Origin of the sequence: Arthrobacter sp. NPDC089319 (assembly GCF_040684925.1) — a bacterium.
Lineage (GTDB): Bacteria > Actinomycetota > Actinomycetes > Actinomycetales > Micrococcaceae > Crystallibacter.
Window position 1 is genome coordinate 139,717 of record NZ_JBFBGZ010000005.1, and the last position, 17,124, is coordinate 156,840.

Genomic DNA, 17,124 nt, shown 5'->3' on the forward strand with positions numbered 1-17,124 from the left:
TCCGCCACGGAAACCGCGAAGGATATCGGCACCATGCCCACAGTTCTTGTCTTTATCGACCATCCCGGCCAGACCCTGCACAAGGGCCAGTTGGAACTGCTCACGCTGGCGCGCAGCATCGGCGAGCCGGTGGCGGCGTTCAACGGAGACCTCACGGACGCCGTCCGCACCACGCTTGGGGACTACGGCGTGGGCACCATCTACCGGCCGTCCGCCGACTTGGACGGCGCCCTGGTGGCCCCGAAGGCTGCGTTCGTGGCCGCTGCCGCCCGTGAAGCCAACCCGGCCGCGGTGCTGCTGCCCAACACGTTCGAAGGCAAGGAGATTGCTGCCCGGGCCGGGATCAAGCTCGACTCCGGCGTCATTACCGACGCGATCGGTATCTCCGCCGACCTGACCGTGACCAAGAGCGTGCTCGCGGGCGCCTACATGGTGCAGGCACAGGTCGGCCGGGGCACGCCGATCATCACCGTGAAGGCCAACGCCGTTGCCGAGGCCCCAGCGGCCGAAGCGGCCGTGCCGGAGGTGGCGACAGTGGACGCCGGGGACTTCGGCCCCGCGGCCCGCATCACCCACCGCGCGGAGAAAGCGGCCAGCGGCCGGCCGGCGCTCACCGAGGCCCGCGTGGTGGTAGCCGGCGGCCGCGGAACCGGCGGAGACTTCTCGCCGATCGAGGACCTAGCCGACGCCCTGGGCGGGGCGGTCGGCGCATCACGGGCCGCCACCGACGCCGGCTGGATCGAGCACTCGGCACAGGTGGGCCAGACCGGCCAGACCGTCTCGCCGCAGCTGTACGTCTCGGCCGGCATCTCCGGCGCCATCCAGCAGAAGGCCGGCATGCAGACCGCCAAGGTGATTGTGGCGGTCAACAACGACGCCGATTCGCCGGTCTTCGAGATTGCCGACTTCGGCATCGTCGGCGACCTGGCTGAAGTCCTGCCGCAGGCCGCCGCCGAGATCCGCCGGCGGAAGGGCTAGCCGCGGTGACCGCTGCGGAGTTCATGCCGGCACGCGTCCTCGTTTTTGCCGCACACCCGGACGACCTGGATTTCGGCGCGGCGGGCACCATCGCCCGCTGGACGGCCGCGGGCGTGCCGGTGAGTTACTGCATCATGACCGACGGCGATGCCGGCGGCTTCGACGACGGCCAGCGAGCCGGCATCGTGGAACTGCGGGCGGCCGAGCAGGCGAAGGCCGCGGCGTTGGCCGGCGTGACCGACCTGCACTTCCTGCACCAGCCCGACGGCTACCTGGAACCCACCCACGAGGTGATCCGGCAGACCGTGGAACTGATGCGGCGGATCCGTCCCGACATTGTGCTGTCCATGCACCCGGAGCGGGCCTGGGACCGGATCCAGAAGAGCCACCCGGACCATCTGGCCTGCGGTGAGATCGTGACCCGCGCGATCTACCCGGCGGTGGAGAACCCATACGCGTATCCCGAGTTGCTCGAGGCAGGGCTGGCCGCCTATAAGGTGCCCTATCTGTGGTTCTACGGCGGGCCGGGAGAGCGGGAGAACCACTTCGTGGACATCACCGACTGGGTCGATACCAAGCTGGCCGCCATCCGCATCCACGCGAGCCAGCACCCTGACCTGGCCGGGATGGACGCCCGCGTGCGGCAGAATCTGGTGGAGAACGCCGAGCGCGGCGGGCTTCCGGCCGGCCGCAGTGCGGAGGCTTTCCACGTGGTGGGCATCAATACCCCGGAGACGATCGCCGGATTCTGACGGCGGCGGGCCGGCACGGCGTTGGGCCCTGCGCTGCCGGGCACTGGCGCCGGCAGCGCAGCAGGTTAGCCGGCCGGCGTGGGAATGATGACGGCGAACGGAAGGCTGGGGGACTCGGCGCCGCCCGGCGCCTCGACGGATACGGCCAGTTCGCGGGTGGTGGAGATGCCGTCGACCACTACCGGGTTGCCCGCGGTAATGTCCGCGGCCTCAATGGTGCCGGCCGATACCGGCGCGGAGCCGTCCAGCGGGACCCGCCAGACCTGGTAGGTGCGCCCCTCGGACGCCGCGACGTCGTTGAACGTCAGGACGGCAGCGTTCTTCTCCAGTGAGATCGAGGCGTCGACGGTGCCGCCGCCCTCCACTTCCTGCTGGCTGGAGACAACGTCCGGTGCATCCGCGACGTCCTGGTCAGAGGTTCCGCCCAGGGCTCCGGCCACGGCGATGGCACCAATAATCACCACGATGGCAGCCAGGGCCAGCAACAGCCACTTGGTCACCGCGGGCATCGGCTGCCGCACGTCCTCGTCTGCTCCGCCGGTCAACTGGTCGGCGTGCAAGACGGAGTGGTCCTCATCCGCTGCTGCGTAGTCGTTCCCCTCGGTGGAGTTTCCGGGGCTGGCCAGGCGATCAGATGGCTGTGGCGTATCCATAGGCTGCCAGTCTATCGGTCCCCGGGCGCGGTGCCTCTGTGGCCGCCGACACGCTGCCGTTCCGGCGCGCGGCTAGAGCTTCGCCCCGGCGAAGCCGTGCTGCCGCCAGGCTTCGTAGACGGCGATCGAGGCCGAATTGGCCAGGTTCAGCGACCGCAGCGACGGCAGCATGGGCAAGCGCAGGCGAGCCGTCACATGGGCATCCTGCTTGACCGCTTCCGGCAGCCCGACGGACTCCGGGCCGAACATCAGCACGTCGCCCGGAAGGTAGGAGACGTCCGCGTAGGAAGTCTCGCCATCGGAGGTGAAAGCGAAGACCCGCTCCGGTTGCAGGGCTTGCCAGGCGGCCTCCAGATCGGCGTGCACGTGGACCACCGCCAGGTCGTGGTAGTCCAGGCCGGCGCGGCGGAGTTTGGAGTCTTCGAAGCTGAAACCCAGCGGTTCAACCAGATGCAGTTCGGCTCCGGTGACCGCGGCCAGCCGGATGGCGTTGCCGGCATTGCCGGGGATCTCGGGAGTGTAGAAGAGGATGCGGAACACGGAGTCCATCCTAAGCGCGCCGAAGCACCGTCCCGGACCGGCCGGCGGTCGGCGAACCCGCAGCCGTCAGCTGTGCATCCCAGCCAGCAGCCGGGCGAGCGAGGGGACATGCACCGTGTTCGGTGCCGGTCCGGAGGACAGGAATTGCTTAATCTCGCGCACCAGCCGGGCCGCATTGACCACGTGCACCGGCGCAATGCCGTCGGGATCGTAGCCGCGGGTGTAGTCGATCACCGGTTCGTGCAGGTTGCCGTCCGCTGAATGGATCACAATCCAGCCGGTGACATTGAGTTCCGGAAACAAATCCTGCATCCGCCGCACCGCCGGTGCCAGCAGCGGCGGTTCCAGTACGCGGCCGTCCTTGTGCAGAGTGCGCCCGTCCCAGCGGAAGTTTCCCCGCGGCAGCAGCATCGAATCGATCAGGGCCAACCGGTAGCCGGCCAGCAGCGCATGGTCGATGAACCCGTTGTCGGCCGGCGAATGCAGCCCATTGACCAGCCGCGCCGACGGAATCGCCGGAAGAATCTGCCGGCTGATCAATTGCACGCTCAGGGCCTCGCGGCGCAGCCGGGCGCCGGCACCGAAGATCCCGCGCTTGCGCGGCACCCCATGGATTTGCTGCCGGGCGATGTTTTCCGCCAGACCGGTGGAGGCCCCGGCGGACTCATAGGCAGGTACGAAGACCGGCGCATCGGATGCCGAGGGACCGCGCTGCCCGGGTGTCCGCCGGGGCGCGGCGGACGCTGCGAAGGACTCGGCGCTGTCCGTCCGTGCGTCCGGTGCGGTGGCGGCGCCGTAGGACCGGTCATAGCGGGACCGGGTCTGCGGGTTGCTGAGGACTTCATAGGCCAGGCTCACGCGGCGGAACTCGGCCGGATCCCCGCCGTGGTCCGGATGGGTGGCCCTTGCGGCCCTGCGGTACGCGGCCTTGATCTGCTGTTCGGTGGCAGTGACCGGCAGCCCCAAGGCATCGTAGTGGGATGGGGGAGTCACCGGCCGCCTCTCTGTAGGGTCTGGGGGTCCTGCGCGAAGCCCAGTGTAACCGCCGGGAAGCGGCCGCCTGTGTCGTGCCGCGGCTGCACGCGAACTTGCTGCCACAATGATCTGCTGTGACTTCGCTGCCGCCCGATGCCCCGATCGCCGTCGCGATCAACCCCCACGCCGGGTTCGGGACAACCGCCCGCGCCGGTGCGGAGGTGATGGCGGAACTGGCCAGCCGCGGCCGTGACGCCGTCGAACTGCGGGCGGAAACGTGGTCCGCGCTGGCGGGTCTGGTGGCCGGCGAGCTGCGCCGCGGGATCTCCGCCCTGTTGGTGGTGGGCGGGGACGGAATGGTTCATTTAGCAGTCAACGCCTTGGCGGGCACGCAGGTTCCGCTGGGCATTGTGCCGACCGGGACCGGGAACGATTTTGCCCGGTTGTTCAACCTGCCCACGCAGCCGCGCACCGCCGTCGGGCATTTCCTGCAGGCGCTGGAGCAGCCGCGCAAGGTGGACCTGGGGCGGGTCACCCGCGCGGACGGAACCACCTGCTGGTTTGCCGGGGTCCTCTCCGCCGGCTTCGACGCCGCGGTCAACGACCGGGCCAACCGCTGGCGCTTCCCGCGCGGCCGCCTGCGCTACCCGCTGGCGATGCTGCGCGAACTCGCCTCCTTCCGCCCGCTCAGCTACAGCCTGGTCGTGGACGGGGTGCCGCGCCGGACCGAGGCGATGCTGGTTGCCGTTGCCAACGGCCGGTCGATCGGCGGCGGAATGCGCATTGTCCCGGAGGCAGCGTACGACGACGGTGCGTTGGATCTGTTCATCGTCTCGCCGCTGTCCCGCCCCGCCTTCTTGGGCATCTTTCCGCGCGTCTACGCCGGCCGGCATGCCGACCATCGAGCGGTCCACATCGAGCGGGTGCGGACGGTGCGGCTGGAAGCCGCAGGGGTCACCGCCTATGCCGACGGCGAGCCGGTCGGCAGGCTGCCGGTGTCCGTCGACGTGGTGCCGGGTGCGCTGTCAGCGGCGGTGTAACGCAGCAGCAGCATGGACCCGGACTCCAGCACCTGGCGCAGTTGAAGCCGCTGCAGCGACTGGCCGGGAACATGGTCCGAGATCCGTTTGCCGATGCCGCCGGCCAGCAGCGGGCTGATGGTCAGGCACAGCTCGTCGACCAGTCCCGCAGCCTGGAAACTGCCAAAGAGGGTGGGTCCGCCTTCGCTGTGCAGCTGCTGGTAGCCGCGGGCCGCCAGCGCCCGCACCATCAACGCGGGCTCTACCCGGGCGGTGCCGGCGTCGACCACATCCGCCACCCGTTCCAGTGCGCGGCGACGGGTCGCGGGGGAGGCGGCACTGGTCAACACGATGGGGCGCACCGGTGCGGCCGTGAAGAACTCGCTGTCCGGATCGAGGTCCAGCGAGGCGGAGACCACCGCGACGGGTGGATGCGGACTCATGCCGCGCGCGGTGCGCCAGGCCTGCGACTCGGCCGAGAGCAGTTCGCCGCCATAGCCCTCCGCCCGGATGGTGCCGGCCCCGACCACCAGCACGTCGGCCAGCCGCCGCAGCAGCAGGAAGACGCGCTGGTCCACTTCATCGCCCAGCGTCCCGGAACGGCCCTCATAGGTGGCCGCACCGTCCAGGCTGGCCACAAAGTTGAACCGGACCCACGGGCCAGACCTCGGGAGTTCGCCGTACCAGTCCAGCAGGTCCTGGTCGGAGGCCTGTTCCGGCCCGGGCGGCAGGAGGCGCCGGATCGGCCGGGTCACTGCGCCGCCGGTTCGTTGACGTCGCCCATGTTGTGCTTCAGAAAGGACGGTTCGCGCCAGCCCAGCACGGCCTCGGCCATGCGGATGGCGGCGCTGGCTTCGGGAACGTTGTGCATGCGCAGGATCCGCGCGCCGTTCATGATGCAGATGACGGCGGCAGCCAGCGATCCGGACAGCCGTTCCTGTTTGGGCTGGTCCAGCGTTTCGCCGATGAAGTCCTTGTTGGAAACCGCCGCCAGCGCCGGGTAGCCGAGGGCGGCGATTTCACCGAAGCGGCGGGTGATTTCCAGCGAATGCAGCGTGTTCTTGTTCAGGTCGTGCCCCGGGTCGATGATGATTTTCTCCGCAGGGATGCCCAGTTCCACGGCCAGGTCCACCTTGCGGCGCAGGAAACCGGCAACGTCCTCCACCACGTCGTCATAGTGGGGCCGCGGATACACCGTGCGCGGCGCGGCGAGCGAGTGGGTAATGACCAGATGCGCCGCGCCCTCCGCTACCACCGCCGCCATGTCCGGGTTCTGCAGTCCGGTGGTGTCGTTGATGACGTTCGCACCGGCGCGGATGCTCGCCTCGGCTACCTCGGGCAGGAATGTGTCGGCGGAAATCACCACGTCCGAGGCGGCCCGCACCGCCTCGATCACCGGAACAATCCGTTCCGCTTCCTCGCGCGCTGACAGGGCCGGCCCCGGCGCGAAGGGCACGCCGCCGATGTCCACCCAGTCCGCCCCCGCAGCGACCGCCTGCAGCGAAGCATCGATGGCGGCCTCCAGCGCGAAGGTCCGGCCGCCGTCGTAAAACGAATCGGGCGTGCGGTTGACGATGGCCATCAGTGCCACCTGCGAGCGGAAATCGAACCGGCGGGCGCCGAACTCGTGCACCGGGTGGTGCAACTCGGGCAGGAAGGCGCCGGACGGCGTTCGCTCCGTCAGTGGTTGACTCACAGGCTGCTCAGCTCCTTGTCGGGGTTGGACAGGTCCGCGGCGTCCACCGTGCGGCCGGACCGGATCAGGTCCTGGATGGGCTCCTGGACGTCCCAGATATTTACATTCATACCAGCCACCACCTTGCCCTCGCGCTGCCAGAACGCAACGAACTCCAACTTGTCCGGATCCTGGTAGCTGCCTCGGATGACCGGTTCGCTCTCCGCCGCCCACGGGAAGTAGCCGGAATACTCCATCCCGATGCCGAACTGGTCCGTGTAAAAGTACGGGATGTCATCGTTGGACGCATCCCGGCCCAGCATGGCGGCAGCGGCAGTTTTGCCCTGCGCAATGGCATTCGCCCAGTGCTCGCTGCGCAGCGGCGCGCCGTAGCCCGGGTGATAGGCGCGGGCCACGTCACCGGCTGCAAAGACATGCTCGGCCGAGGTCCGCAACCGCTGGTCGGTTTCGATGCCGTTGGACACCGTCAGCCCGGCTGCCTCGGCCACCGCGGTGTTCGGGACGGCGCCGATGGCTGCCAGCACCACGTCCGCGGGGAGGCGCTCGCCGTCGTCCAGGAGAACGCCGCTGACCGTGCCGTTCCCGCCGAGGATTTCCACCGGTCGGCGCCCGGTGCGCAGCAGCACGCCCTCGCGGCGATGGGTGTCCGCGAAGATGCCGCCGATGATTCCGCCCAACGCCGACGCCAGCGGGATCTGGCCGCGGCCCACGACGGTGGCCTCGTTTCCCAGTTGGCGCGCCGTGGCCGCAACCTCCATGCCGATCCAGCCCATGCCCAGCACCACCAGCCGCTGGTTCCCGGCCGCCAGCAGCGTGTGCAGGGACTCGCTGTCATCCAGCGTGCGCAGATAGTGCACCCCTTCCAGGCCGGCGCCGGGAAGGTCCAGCCGCCGCGGCGATGCGCCGGTGGCCAGCAGCAGCCGGGAGTACTTCAGCGTGATGGCATCCGAGAACGTCGCGGTACGGGCGCCGGGATCGAAAGACTCCAGCGTGGTGCCGCGCAGCAGCCGGACGCCATGCTCCGCATACCAACCCGGCGGCTGCACGAGTGCCGCCTGCGCGTCCTCGCGTCCGGCCAGGAAGTCCTTGGACAGCGGCGGCCGAATATAAGGTGGTCGGTCCTCGGTGCCGGCCAGGACGATTTCGCCGCGGTAGCCGCCCTGCCGCAGCGCCTCGGCAGCGGTGGCGCCGGTCAGCCCGGCTCCGGCAATGACAATCGGGTTCTCTGCCATGGCAGCGCTCCTTCAAAGTGCCGGCGGGCACCGGGCGTTTCACAGCCCCAGCCGCCGATCTGATGGAAGCACCGGCAGCTGCCTGTTCGGGCAGGGCCAGATGTTCTAAAATGGTTATGTTCGACTTTAGAAATCCGTCCCGCAGAAGTCAATGGATCAGCCACCGGAAAGAGCGCCATGACCGAACACCCTCCGCCCGGACTCTCGGCCGTCACCGCCTTGGGCGACGACGTCCGCCGCCGCCTGTTCGAATTCGTCCGGCACAGCGCCGAACCGGTGACCCGGGACCAAGCCGCGGCCGCCTTGGATCTGCCGCGCAGCACCGTGTCCCTGCAGTTGGACGCGCTGGCCGGGCACGGGCTGCTGACTGTGGAGTTCCGCAAGCTCAGCGGCAAATCCGGCCCGGGCTCCGGCCGGCCGTCGAAGGTGTACACGGCGGCGGTGCCGGAAGTCTCGGCCTCCGTGCCGGAGCGGTCCTACGACCTGGCCGGTGAGCTGCTGGCCACGGCGGTGGAGGAATCGGCCAGGACGGCGCGCCCGGCGCATGAGCTGGTAGCCGAGGCCGCCCGGGCCAAGGGCCTGGAGCTCGGGGCCGGCGCCGCCGGGATGGAAGCCGCACTGGCATCGGCGGGCTACCGGCCGCTGCCCGATGCGGCCGGATTTGCGCTGGGAAACTGCCCGTTCCACTTGCTGGCCCGGAGCCACACGCAGACGGTGTGCGGGCTGAACCTGGCCCTGCTGGAGGGGATGCTGGACGGCTGCGCGGACCGGCACCACAGCGTCGCCGCCGATCCGGACGGGCCGTTCTGCTGCGCCAGAATCAACCGGCGCCCGCCCGCCTGATGCCTCGCTCCGTGTGATGCCCGGGGCGGGAGACGGTCCTGCCGGCGACCGGACGGCCCTTCCCGCCTGCCGGCAGCCGGACGGCCCTTCCCGCCTGCCGGCAGCCGGACGGCCCTTCCCGCCTGCCGGCAGCCGGACGGCCCTTCCCTCCGGTCATCCCGCCGGTCAGCCCGCCGGCCGTTCCGGGCGACGGCTGGGGTACATGCAGGGGGCCATGTAAAATGTTGGCGTGCCCGTGTACCTTGACCACGCGGCGACCACGCCCATTCTGGCGCAGGCCCTGGCCGCACTTACCCACGAACTCAGCCGCAGCGGCAACCCCTCGTCGCTGCACGGCTCCGGCCGTCGTGCCCGCAGGGTGGTCGAGGAAGCCCGCGAGTCCATCGCCGCCGCAACCGGAGCCCACCCGTCCGAAGTGATTTTCACCTCCGGCGGCACCGAAGCGGACAACCTGGCCGTCAAGGGGCTGTACTGGGCGCGGCACGACGCTGACCCCCGGCGCCGCCGTATTTTGTGTTCGCCGGTAGAACACCATGCGGTGCTGGACACGGTGGAGTGGCTGGAAAAGCACGAGGGCGCCGAAGCAGTCTGGCTGCCGGTCGACGCGGACGGCGTGGTCTCCATCGAGGCCGTGCAGCGCGAAATCGACGCGGACCCCGCAGCCGTGGCCTTGATCACCGTGATGTGGGCCAACAACGAGGTAGGCAGCGTCCAGCCGGTGGCGGAGATCGTTGCCGCCGCCCAGGCGCAGCGAATTCCGGTGCACTCCGACGCGGTCCAGGCCTTCGGGCACCTGCCGGTGGACTTCAAGGCTTCCGGACTGGACACCATGGCCATTACCGGGCACAAGATCGGCGGCCCGGTGGGCGTGGGCGCGCTGCTGGTCCGCCGGGACGTCAAGCTGACGCCCGTCCAGCACGGCGGCGGACAGGAACGCGACATCCGGTCCGGAACCCTGGACACGCCGGCGATCGCAGCCTTTGCCGCCGCGGCCGAGACCGTCGTCGGGCATTTGCCGGAAGAAGCCCGGCGGTTGGCGGACCTGCGCGAGAAACTCATTGCCGGCGTCGGGCACACCGTTCCGGAGGCGGTGCTGCGGGGGACTCCGGATCCGGAACAGCACGGCCGGCGGCTGCCGGGCAACGCGCACTTCACCTTCCCCGGCTGCGAGGGGGATTCGCTGCTGTTCCTGCTGGATTTGGCCGGCGTCGAGTCCTCCACCGGGTCGGCCTGCACCGCGGGAGTGCCGCGGCCCTCGCACGTCCTGCTGGCGATGGGGCTGAGCGAAGAAGAAGCCCGTGGCGCACAACGCTTCACGCTCGGGCATACAACCACCGAATCCGACGTTGACGCATTGGTGGCTGCGCTGCCGGAGGCTTACGCACGGGCGAAAAAGGCCGGCATGGCCGGGCACGTCTCCAGCATCCAGACCGCCGGCACACAGGCGGATTGACCGGCGCAACGCACGCTGCATCGGCTCGAATCACAGGGCCGCGGCAGACACGGACAACACATCAGTAGGGAATTGAATTCATGAAGGTATTGGCAGCGATGAGCGGCGGCGTGGACTCCGCCGTGGCAGCGGCACGGGCGGTGGAGGCCGGCCATGACGTGGTGGGTGTGCATCTGGCCCTGAGCCGGATGCCCGGCACGCTCCGCACCGGCAGCCGCGGCTGCTGCACCATCGAGGATTCGCGGGACGCCTGGCGCGCCTGCGACATCCTGGGCATCCCGTACTACGTCTGGGACTTCTCCGAGCGGTTCAAGGAAGATGTGGTGGACGACTTCATCGCCGAATACGCCGCCGGCCGGACGCCCAATCCCTGCATGCGCTGCAACGAACGGATCAAGTTCGCCGCACTGCTGGAGAAGGCGCTGGCGCTGGGCTTCGACGCGGTGTGCACCGGCCACTACGCCAAGGTGATCGAAGACGAGCACGGCAACCGGGAACTGCACCGCGCCGCCGACTGGGCCAAGGACCAGTCCTACGTGCTGGGCGTGCTGACCCACGAGCAGCTCAAGCATTCCATGTTCCCGCTGGCCGAAACGCCGTCCAAGGCCGAAGTGCGCGCCGAAGCCGCGCGGCGCGGGCTCTCCGTGGCGAACAAGCCGGACAGCCATGACATTTGTTTCATTTCCGACGGCGACACCCGCGGCTGGCTGGCCGAAAAGATCGAAATGGAGACGGGATCAATCGTTGACCAGGACGGCCAGGTAGTCGGCGAACACGAGGGCGCCAACGCGTTCACCGTGGGCCAGCGCCGCGGACTGAAGCTGGGCCGGCCGGCACCGGACGGCAAGCCGCGGTTCGTGCTGGAGATCCGGCCCAAGGAGAACAAAGTGGTGGTGGGGCCGGAGGCCTTGCTGGCCGTGGACCAGATGCGCGGCATCAAGGTTTCCTGGGCCGGCCTGCCGCTGCCCGAGGTGGAAGCGCAGACCGCATTCGAGTGCATGGTCCAGGTCCGTGCGCACGGCGACCCAGTGGCCGCCCGGGCGCAGTCGGAGCTCGACGACGACGGCCGGCAGCAACTGATAGTCACCCTGATCGAGCCGATGCGCGGCGTGGCTCCGGGCCAGACCATGGTCCTCTACCAGGGGACCCGGGTGCTGGGCCAGGCAACCATTGATTCGGCCCGTTCGCTGAGCTGGGACCCGGCCAAGGTTTCCTGACCCACCGCCGGCGGACTTCACACTGGAGTAACCGGTGCAATGCCGGTGCGGGCCGAACCATAAACTGGGATCATGACCGAGCCCCACCTTGCCGATGACTTTGACCCGACCGCCAGCTCCCTCTCCGATCAGGTGGCCCCCGAGGTGATGGCCGAGCTGCTGGCAGTGCGCGGCAGCATCGACAACATCGACGCCACGTTGGTCTATCTGTTGGCCGAGCGGTTCAAGGCCACGCAGCGGGTGGGCTACCTCAAGGCCAGGCACAAGCTGCCCCCGGCCGATCCCGACCGCGAAACCGCCCAGATCGGCCGGCTGCGGCGACTCGCCGAGGAAGCGCACTTGGACCCGGCTTTCGCGGAGAAGTTCCTGAACTTCATCATTTCCGAGGTCATCAGGCACCACCAGGCCATCTCCGACGAGCACAACGGCGGCAACTAAGGTGACGGCCGGCTCCGAGGCAGCCGCTGCCGGGGCGGGCCCCAGCCAGGTGAGCGCCACCGGGCTGGGCAGCTGGCCCGGTACTGATCCGGCCGAAGCGGCCCGGATCATTCGCGGCGAACTCGGCGAACCCAACCTGCCGCATCTGGTGGAGCTGCCCGACCGCGGTGTCGGCTCGGACCCGGTGGCACGGACGGCCGGATTGCTGGAGGAACTCTTCATCGACCTGCAGCCGCATGGCTGGCGGCTGGTGGACCGCCCGGGCCAGGACCACCGCCGGGCTGTTTCCGCCCTGCGCACCGACCTGAATGTGCTGGCCGATGTGGTGGGTGCCGAAGAGCGTCCGGGTTCGCACTTCAAAGTGCAGCTGCGCGGGCCGATGTCCTTGGCCGCCAATCTTTACCTCCACAACGGCGAACGCGCGCTCATCGACGCCGGTGCCCGGCGCGACCTGGCCCAGTCGCTGGCGGCCGGTGCGGCAGGCCACCTCGCCCAGGTCAAGGCCTCGCTGCCGGCCGGCACGGAGCTGGTGGTCCAGCTGGACGAGCCGGACATCGACGCCGTGCTGGCCGGGACCATTCCCACCGCCAGCGGCTACCGCACCCTGCGGTCGGTGCCGGCGTCGGAAGCATCCGCCGCCTGGGACCTGCTGGCCGCGGCCCTGCGCGACGCCGGCGCCGTGGAGGTGGTGGCCCAGATTCCGGCCACCGACTCCGCCCTGGAGGCGGTGGCGGCCAGCGGCCTGGATGGGTTCGCCGTCCCTGCCGGCCGCCTGGGCACCCGGCAGTGGGAAACCATCGCCGCGGCCGTCGAAGCAGACCGGCGCATCTGGACCGGCCTGATCGACCCCGCCGCCGGAAGCATCCCGCAGGTCACGGCACTGGTCGATTCAGTAGTGCGGCCGTGGCGGCAGCTCGGATTGCCGTTGAAACGCCTGCCCCAGCTGAGGATCACGCCATCGGCCGGGCTGGCCGGATCCGCCCCGGACACCGCGCGCTCCCTAGTGAAGCGGTTGACGCAGACGGCCGACGCGCTGAACCAGGTTGTCGCAGAGGGATGAGCACTCCGGTCGGGACGGCGATTGCCATGACGCCTGTGGGCGGGCGGTTCCCGTTATATCGCATCGGGTCCAGCAAAGCGGCCGAACGGGCTGGAAGGTTGGCCAACTCACGGCGAGCCGACCGTCCCTGAGCTGATCCGCCCGTCGCTGGAACTGCGGCGGCGAACATGGCGCATCGTTCGTGCGGGATGCCATGAAGGTCTTTGCTGACAAGCACCTGGGCTAGGTTCCGCGGACGCGGCGTGGGAACTGGTTGCTCTGGTATCCCCGCGCCGCTCTTTCCCGTCACGCGGCAGGGCTAATCAGTTCTTCCCGCAGGATACGGACAACCGCCCCCCACGATCAGCGCTGCTACCAGGGCGGCGGCCTTCGTCGGGAGCACCCGCTTGCCGGAGGGCGGCTTTCACCAAGAACCGCGTCTCTCGGGCAGATCGACTTCCACGCGAACCAACCACTGGCTCTGCGGTCGGCCCGCTGGCTGTGGTGCCGGGCAGGGGTGGTGCGGTGGAGGTGTAGGTGTGGCCGGTCGGGGTGGTGGTCTGGACGCTGCGCCGGGGCCCGGGGAGGGGTTTGGCGGACCAGACGTCGGCTTCCTTTGATTGGTTGCAGCGCTCGCACAGCCCTTGCCCGTTGGCCAGGGAGGTGGGTCCGCCGTCGGCGTGGGCGACGATGTGGTCGATGTGCTGGATCGGCGCCTCGCACCAGGGACCGGTGCAGAACGCGTCCCGGGCCATGACCATCCGGCGGATCCCGTCGGGAAACTTCCGGGCCTTCGAGTCCATGCCCAGCAGCTGCCCGGTCCCCGGCGCGGTATACAGCCGCCGGATCCAAACATCCTCCACCCCGCCGACCTTCAGGTTCCGCAGCCTGTCCTGCCGCGCCAGTTCGCGGGCGGTCTTCCAGCCCGGCTCGGTCCCCGCCGGCGGCGCCTTCTGCCCGGTTCCCACACCGGGCGGCGCCTTTTGCCCGTAACCGCTGCCCGGCGGGCCGGAGGGGTTCTGGTCTGGCGGGCTTTTGCCTGCCTGGTTCCCGCCGGCACCGGCATCGGTACTGGCCCGCTCCGGTGGGTCTTGGGGCAGGCGGATCAGGTCGCGGGCGTACTGGGCCGGGACGATGCCGTAGCCGGTCAGCCAGGCCGGTTCGTTCGCGCCCTGGAGCAGGGCTCGGTCGGTCATCACCAGTTGCACCTCGAGCCGGGCCGGGTCGGCGGTGATCCGGCCGGTGACGCGTTCGAACACGGTATCGGCCATCATCTGGCCCCGGCTTCTGGGGTCGCCGGCGTTGCGCAGCCGCTCGGCTTCCTGATGCAGTGCGGCCATCACCGCGACGCCTTGGGATACGGGCAGCAGGGTCCGGACCGAGACCATCACGTCGGGTTCGGGCCGGGAGGAGACGTGCCGGTCGGCTTCGGCCTTCGCGGCCCGGCCGACCACGGCCCGCGGGTCCAGCCGGTATGCGATCCGTTTGGCTTCGGCCTCCAGCTTCCGGTTGCCCATTCCGTGCAGGCGGTCCGGGTTCCCGGCCAGTTCCTGATCCACGCGGCCGCGGTGCTCCGGGCTCAGGCAGTCGGTTTCCCGGACCAGGATCGCCGCCCGCCATTCGTTCAACTGCCCCGCCCCGAGTGCGTTGAGCGTGTGCGGCATCTGGTTGACCAGGACCCTGGCCCGGCCCAGCAGCAGGGCCGCACGGTGCGGGGACTCCCGGCGCGCCAACCCGATCTGCTTGGCGACCCCTTCACCCCGCCGCGCGGCCGGCACGCCGGCGGCGGCCCGCTCGGCCCGGATCCGCTGCTCCAGCGCGACCATCAGCCTGGCCTGATCCGCGGCGATCGCGTCCTTAGCGTCCTCCCTCGCGGCGAGCTGGTCCACCAACTCCTCTGCAGACGCCTCAAGATCGATCGGCGGCAACGCAACAACCACGCCGCTGACATCCGCGGCCGGGACTGCGGCGGAAGGTTCAGTTACTGCCGGATCAAACATCTTCAGCGTCTCAATCGTCAGCACGCCCACGCAGGGCACAGGATCGACTACGAACGGTTACGGAACGAAGCCCGCAAACACCACCGGAAAACCAGACCCGGTGGCCAACGTTTGGTACTGAACTGCTACTGAAAAGAGCTTATAAGCCGGGTCAGACATTCTCGGAGGGAGCCGGCTGACAAGAGAAAACGGCGCACACGGAGCATCGGATTCCAGGATCTCGCGGCGCTCTAGGGCACGGCAGCGCTGGCGGACCCGCCGATGGGAGTACACCGCCTACCAAGCCTGAAGAGACTCGGAGCACCCTGGGCACGGAATGCGCTCAGAGACTTCGGTCAGACGCGGTCCGAATAGGTAAAGGAACCGTCGTATTCGAGCACGGTTCCGAATTGGCGTTGAATGACCTTGGTGCGGATCCGGAAACGATGGCCGGATTCGTCCCACCATTGTTCGGTGAAAGCTGCAGCCTCGAACAAGAGCGGAAGCCGGACCGAGCGGCGTCCGGCAGCCAGGCGGCTGCGGCGCGAAATGATCCGCATTCGGCCGCCGGTACCCACCGAGCACATCACGTCTGTGAGCAGCCGGCCGCTGCGGCCCAGGGCACCGATGGCAGTGCCCAGATTTTCATCCCAGCTGGTCTGGTCCTCCATGATCCGGGTCCGGTTGTGGAAGTGGAGTGTTCTGACGGCGGTCAGCTGCGGCTGGCCGGCGGCATTCTGCGAGGCCCGGTTCTCGATGGTGAAGGGCACGTCGCGCTGGTACTCGGGGAACAAGGCGTTGTCGCTGCTGGTCAGGCCGAGGAAGGGCCGCAGCGCCGGGACCGGGCAACCCGCCACGTCGAACGTTCCGGAACCGACGCCGCTGACCGTGGCACCGTTGTCGTGCTCCGCAGCAGGCGCCAGCGAGAAGTACTGCTGCAGTTCGGGCTGGAGCCGGGCGAAGTCGGCTCCCATGGCCCTTTGGTAGACGGATTCTGCGGTGCGCATGAGCTACAACCGTCCCGCGGCTTTGAGCCGGATATACATGTCGGCCAGCTGGGGCGGCAGTTCGTGCGGGGGAGCGTCCACTACTTCCGCGCCGAGCTGACGGATCTGCGCCGCGACGGCGGCCCGTTCCAGCACGGCCCGCTCCGCGGCGGCGGCACGGAACGTGTCGTCGGCGGTGTCGCGCACGGTGCGCAGCCGGTCGATGTGCGGATCGCTGACCGAGGCGACCACCACGGTGTGCTTGGCGCTGAGCTGGGCCAGTACGGGCAGCAGCCCCTCCTCGGCGGCCCCGGAATCCAGCGCGGTCAGCAGCACCACCAGGGACCGGTGCGAGGACAGGGCATGGACCTCGGCAGGTATCTGTGACCAGTCCGCTTCGATCAGCTCCGGGTCCAGCGGTGCCATGGCGTTGACCAGTTGGCTGAGCAGGTTGCCTTTGGCCGCGGAAGCGACTTTGGCCCGCGGCCGCCGGTCGTAGGCCAAAAAGTCCACGCGGTCGCCGCCGCGTTCTGCGAGCACTGCCAGGAGCAGGGACGCTTCGATCCCGGTGTCCAGTCGCGGCTCGTCGTCGATCCGTGCCGCCGAGGTGCGCGAGGTATCCAGCACGATCACCACGCGGCGGTCGCGTTCCGGCCGCCAGGTGCGGACGACGACGGCCTGCCGCCGGGCGGTGGCTCGCCAGTCGATCGAGCGCACGTCGTCGCCGCGCACATAGTCGCGCAGCGAGTCGAACTCGGTGCCGGCCCCGCGGATCTGCACCGCAACCCGTCCGTCAAGTTCGCGCAGCTTGCGCAGTTTGGAGGGCAGATGCCGTTTGGAATGAAAGGGCGGCAGCACGCGGAGCCGGCCCGGCAGGTCGATGGTAATCTGCCGCGCGGCCACGCCCAGCGGACCGAGCGACAGGATGGCCACGTGGTGGGCCAGGAGGTCGCCGCGGCGCTGAGGCGTCAGCCGGACCTCGAGCAGCCGGCGTTCGGCCGGCGAAATCCGCACGCCCTGGTCGGGATTCGCGGCGCCGGCCGAGGGCTGCCAGCCATCGCGCACCACGGCCCGCAGTTGGCGGCGGCCATGATTGGCCAGCAGTAGCTGGGCCGTCACTGATTCGCCCAGCCGGACATTCGCGGGCAGCCGCCGCTGCAGCCCCACCCGGCGCGGCGAAAGCGCCAGCGCCAGGTCAACGCCCAGTGCGGCGGCCAAGAGCAGGCACCACGCCAGGGCCGTGGCCGGCCGCGGAAAGAGCAGCAGCGGAATCATGCCCGCCAGGGCCAGCAGGACAAAACGCCCGGTAATCGCCATGACGTGC

17 protein-coding genes are annotated in these 17,124 nt (G+C 69.4%); 8 read left to right on the forward strand and 9 right to left on the reverse strand.

What is annotated here, in order from left to right; translation table 11 throughout:
- Positions 1-33: 33 nt before the first annotated feature.
- A complete protein-coding gene (locus AB0N75_RS09110) occupies positions 34-978 on the forward strand; it encodes an electron transfer flavoprotein subunit alpha/FixB family protein (protein WP_364648256.1) in 945 nt (314 codons plus the stop codon).
- A gap of 23 nt (positions 979-1,001) precedes the next feature.
- Complete coding sequence (locus AB0N75_RS09115; protein WP_364648783.1) at positions 1,002-1,730, forward strand: PIG-L deacetylase family protein; 729 nt, start codon at positions 1,002-1,004, stop codon at positions 1,728-1,730.
- A gap of 65 nt (positions 1,731-1,795) precedes the next feature.
- Here the strand turns inward: AB0N75_RS09115 and AB0N75_RS09120 are convergent, their stop codons facing one another.
- The 3 genes from AB0N75_RS09120 to AB0N75_RS09130 all read right to left on the reverse strand — a co-directional run bounded on the left by AB0N75_RS09120 (position 1,796) and on the right by AB0N75_RS09130 (position 3,916).
- Positions 1,796-2,383, reverse strand: coding sequence for an anti-sigma factor (locus AB0N75_RS09120; protein WP_364648259.1), 588 nt, complete (start codon positions 2,381-2,383; stop codon positions 1,796-1,798).
- Between the two features lie 72 nt (positions 2,384-2,455).
- Positions 2,456-2,923 carry a tRNA (cytidine(34)-2'-O)-methyltransferase gene (locus AB0N75_RS09125; protein ID WP_364648262.1) on the reverse strand — a complete coding sequence of 156 codons (468 nt, stop codon included), beginning with the start codon at positions 2,921-2,923 and terminating at the stop codon, positions 2,456-2,458.
- A 66-nt stretch (positions 2,924-2,989) separates the two neighbouring features.
- Positions 2,990-3,916 (reverse strand): J domain-containing protein, encoded by a 927-nt coding sequence (locus AB0N75_RS09130; RefSeq protein ID WP_364648265.1) that lies wholly within the window; start codon positions 3,914-3,916, stop codon positions 2,990-2,992.
- Between the two features lie 116 nt (positions 3,917-4,032).
- Here AB0N75_RS09130 and AB0N75_RS09135 point away from each other — a divergent pair, with 116 nt between their 5' ends.
- Complete coding sequence (locus AB0N75_RS09135) at positions 4,033-4,938, forward strand: YegS/Rv2252/BmrU family lipid kinase (RefSeq protein WP_364648268.1); 906 nt, start codon at positions 4,033-4,035, stop codon at positions 4,936-4,938.
- On the opposite strand, the gene AB0N75_RS09140 is transcribed toward AB0N75_RS09135, so the two are convergent.
- From AB0N75_RS09140 to AB0N75_RS09150, 3 genes are read right to left on the reverse strand one after another with little or no spacing between them, the layout of a single operon-like run.
- A complete protein-coding gene (locus tag AB0N75_RS09140) occupies positions 4,860-5,672 on the reverse strand; it encodes a pyrimidine reductase family protein (RefSeq protein ID WP_364648271.1) in 813 nt (270 codons plus the stop codon). The two genes, AB0N75_RS09135 and AB0N75_RS09140, sit on opposite strands and share 79 nt — an antisense overlap.
- The gene (gene folP / locus AB0N75_RS09145; RefSeq protein ID WP_364648274.1) at positions 5,669-6,613 is read right to left on the reverse strand and encodes a dihydropteroate synthase; all 945 of its coding nucleotides are present in this window, start codon (positions 6,611-6,613) and stop codon (positions 5,669-5,671) included. The genes AB0N75_RS09140 and folP overlap by 4 nt, the downstream gene beginning before the upstream one ends.
- Positions 6,610-7,845: an FAD-dependent oxidoreductase gene (locus AB0N75_RS09150; RefSeq protein WP_364648277.1), complete on the reverse strand. Its 1,236-nt coding sequence runs from the start codon at positions 7,843-7,845 to the stop codon at positions 6,610-6,612. Before AB0N75_RS09150 ends, folP begins: the two co-directional genes overlap by 4 nt.
- A gap of 177 nt (positions 7,846-8,022) precedes the next feature.
- Here AB0N75_RS09150 and AB0N75_RS09155 point away from each other — a divergent pair, with 177 nt between their 5' ends.
- From AB0N75_RS09155 to AB0N75_RS09175, 5 genes are all read left to right on the forward strand, one after another.
- A complete protein-coding gene (locus tag AB0N75_RS09155) occupies positions 8,023-8,688 on the forward strand; it encodes a helix-turn-helix domain-containing protein (RefSeq protein ID WP_364648280.1) in 666 nt (221 codons plus the stop codon).
- A 229-nt stretch (positions 8,689-8,917) separates the two neighbouring features.
- On the forward strand, positions 8,918-10,141 hold the full coding sequence (locus tag AB0N75_RS09160; protein ID WP_364648283.1) for a cysteine desulfurase family protein: 1,224 nt from the start codon (positions 8,918-8,920) through the stop codon (positions 10,139-10,141).
- An 80-nt stretch (positions 10,142-10,221) separates the two neighbouring features.
- Positions 10,222-11,358 (forward strand): tRNA 2-thiouridine(34) synthase MnmA, encoded by a 1,137-nt coding sequence (gene mnmA / locus AB0N75_RS09165; protein ID WP_364648286.1) that lies wholly within the window; start codon positions 10,222-10,224, stop codon positions 11,356-11,358.
- A 72-nt stretch (positions 11,359-11,430) separates the two neighbouring features.
- Positions 11,431-11,796 (forward strand): chorismate mutase, encoded by a 366-nt coding sequence (locus tag AB0N75_RS09170; RefSeq protein WP_127511335.1) that lies wholly within the window; start codon positions 11,431-11,433, stop codon positions 11,794-11,796.
- Between the two features lies 1 nt (position 11,797).
- Positions 11,798-12,856, forward strand: a complete 1,059-nt coding sequence (locus AB0N75_RS09175) for a hypothetical protein (protein WP_364648288.1) — start codon at positions 11,798-11,800, stop codon at positions 12,854-12,856.
- A 302-nt stretch (positions 12,857-13,158) separates the two neighbouring features.
- Here AB0N75_RS09175 and AB0N75_RS09180 read toward each other — a convergent pair whose 3' ends face one another.
- From AB0N75_RS09180 to AB0N75_RS09190, 3 genes are all read right to left on the reverse strand, one after another.
- Entirely contained in the window at positions 13,159-14,859 is a 1,701-nt protein-coding gene (locus AB0N75_RS09180) for a DUF222 domain-containing protein (RefSeq protein ID WP_364648291.1), read from the reverse strand.
- A gap of 311 nt (positions 14,860-15,170) precedes the next feature.
- Positions 15,171-15,821, reverse strand: coding sequence for a DUF4166 domain-containing protein (locus tag AB0N75_RS09185; protein WP_364648293.1), 651 nt, complete (start codon positions 15,819-15,821; stop codon positions 15,171-15,173).
- Between the two features lie 3 nt (positions 15,822-15,824).
- Complete coding sequence (locus AB0N75_RS09190) at positions 15,825-17,117, reverse strand: DUF58 domain-containing protein (protein WP_364648295.1); 1,293 nt, start codon at positions 17,115-17,117, stop codon at positions 15,825-15,827.
- Positions 17,118-17,124: the final 7 nt, after the last annotated feature.

Excerpts from the sequence above, each read along its gene's own strand:
- AB0N75_RS09120 (WP_364648259.1), bottom strand. The coding sequence starts at position 2,383 with ATGGATACGCCACAGCCATCTGATCGCCTGGCCAGCCCCGGAAACTCC.
- AB0N75_RS09185 (WP_364648293.1), bottom strand. The coding sequence starts at position 15,821 with ATGCGCACCGCAGAATCCGTCTACCAAAGGGCCATGGGAGCCGACTTC.
- AB0N75_RS09150 (WP_364648277.1), bottom strand. The coding sequence starts at position 7,845 with ATGGCAGAGAACCCGATTGTCATTGCCGGAGCCGGGCTGACCGGCGCC.
- AB0N75_RS09110 (WP_364648256.1), top strand. The coding sequence starts at position 34 with ATGCCCACAGTTCTTGTCTTTATCGACCATCCCGGCCAGACCCTGCAC.
- AB0N75_RS09190 (WP_364648295.1), bottom strand. The coding sequence starts at position 17,117 with ATGGCGATTACCGGGCGTTTTGTCCTGCTGGCCCTGGCGGGCATGATT.
- mnmA (WP_364648286.1), top strand. The coding sequence starts at position 10,222 with ATGAAGGTATTGGCAGCGATGAGCGGCGGCGTGGACTCCGCCGTGGCA.
- AB0N75_RS09115 (WP_364648783.1), top strand. The coding sequence starts at position 1,002 with ATGCCGGCACGCGTCCTCGTTTTTGCCGCACACCCGGACGACCTGGAT.
- AB0N75_RS09170 (WP_127511335.1), top strand. The coding sequence starts at position 11,431 with ATGACCGAGCCCCACCTTGCCGATGACTTTGACCCGACCGCCAGCTCC.
- AB0N75_RS09155 (WP_364648280.1), top strand. The coding sequence starts at position 8,023 with ATGACCGAACACCCTCCGCCCGGACTCTCGGCCGTCACCGCCTTGGGC.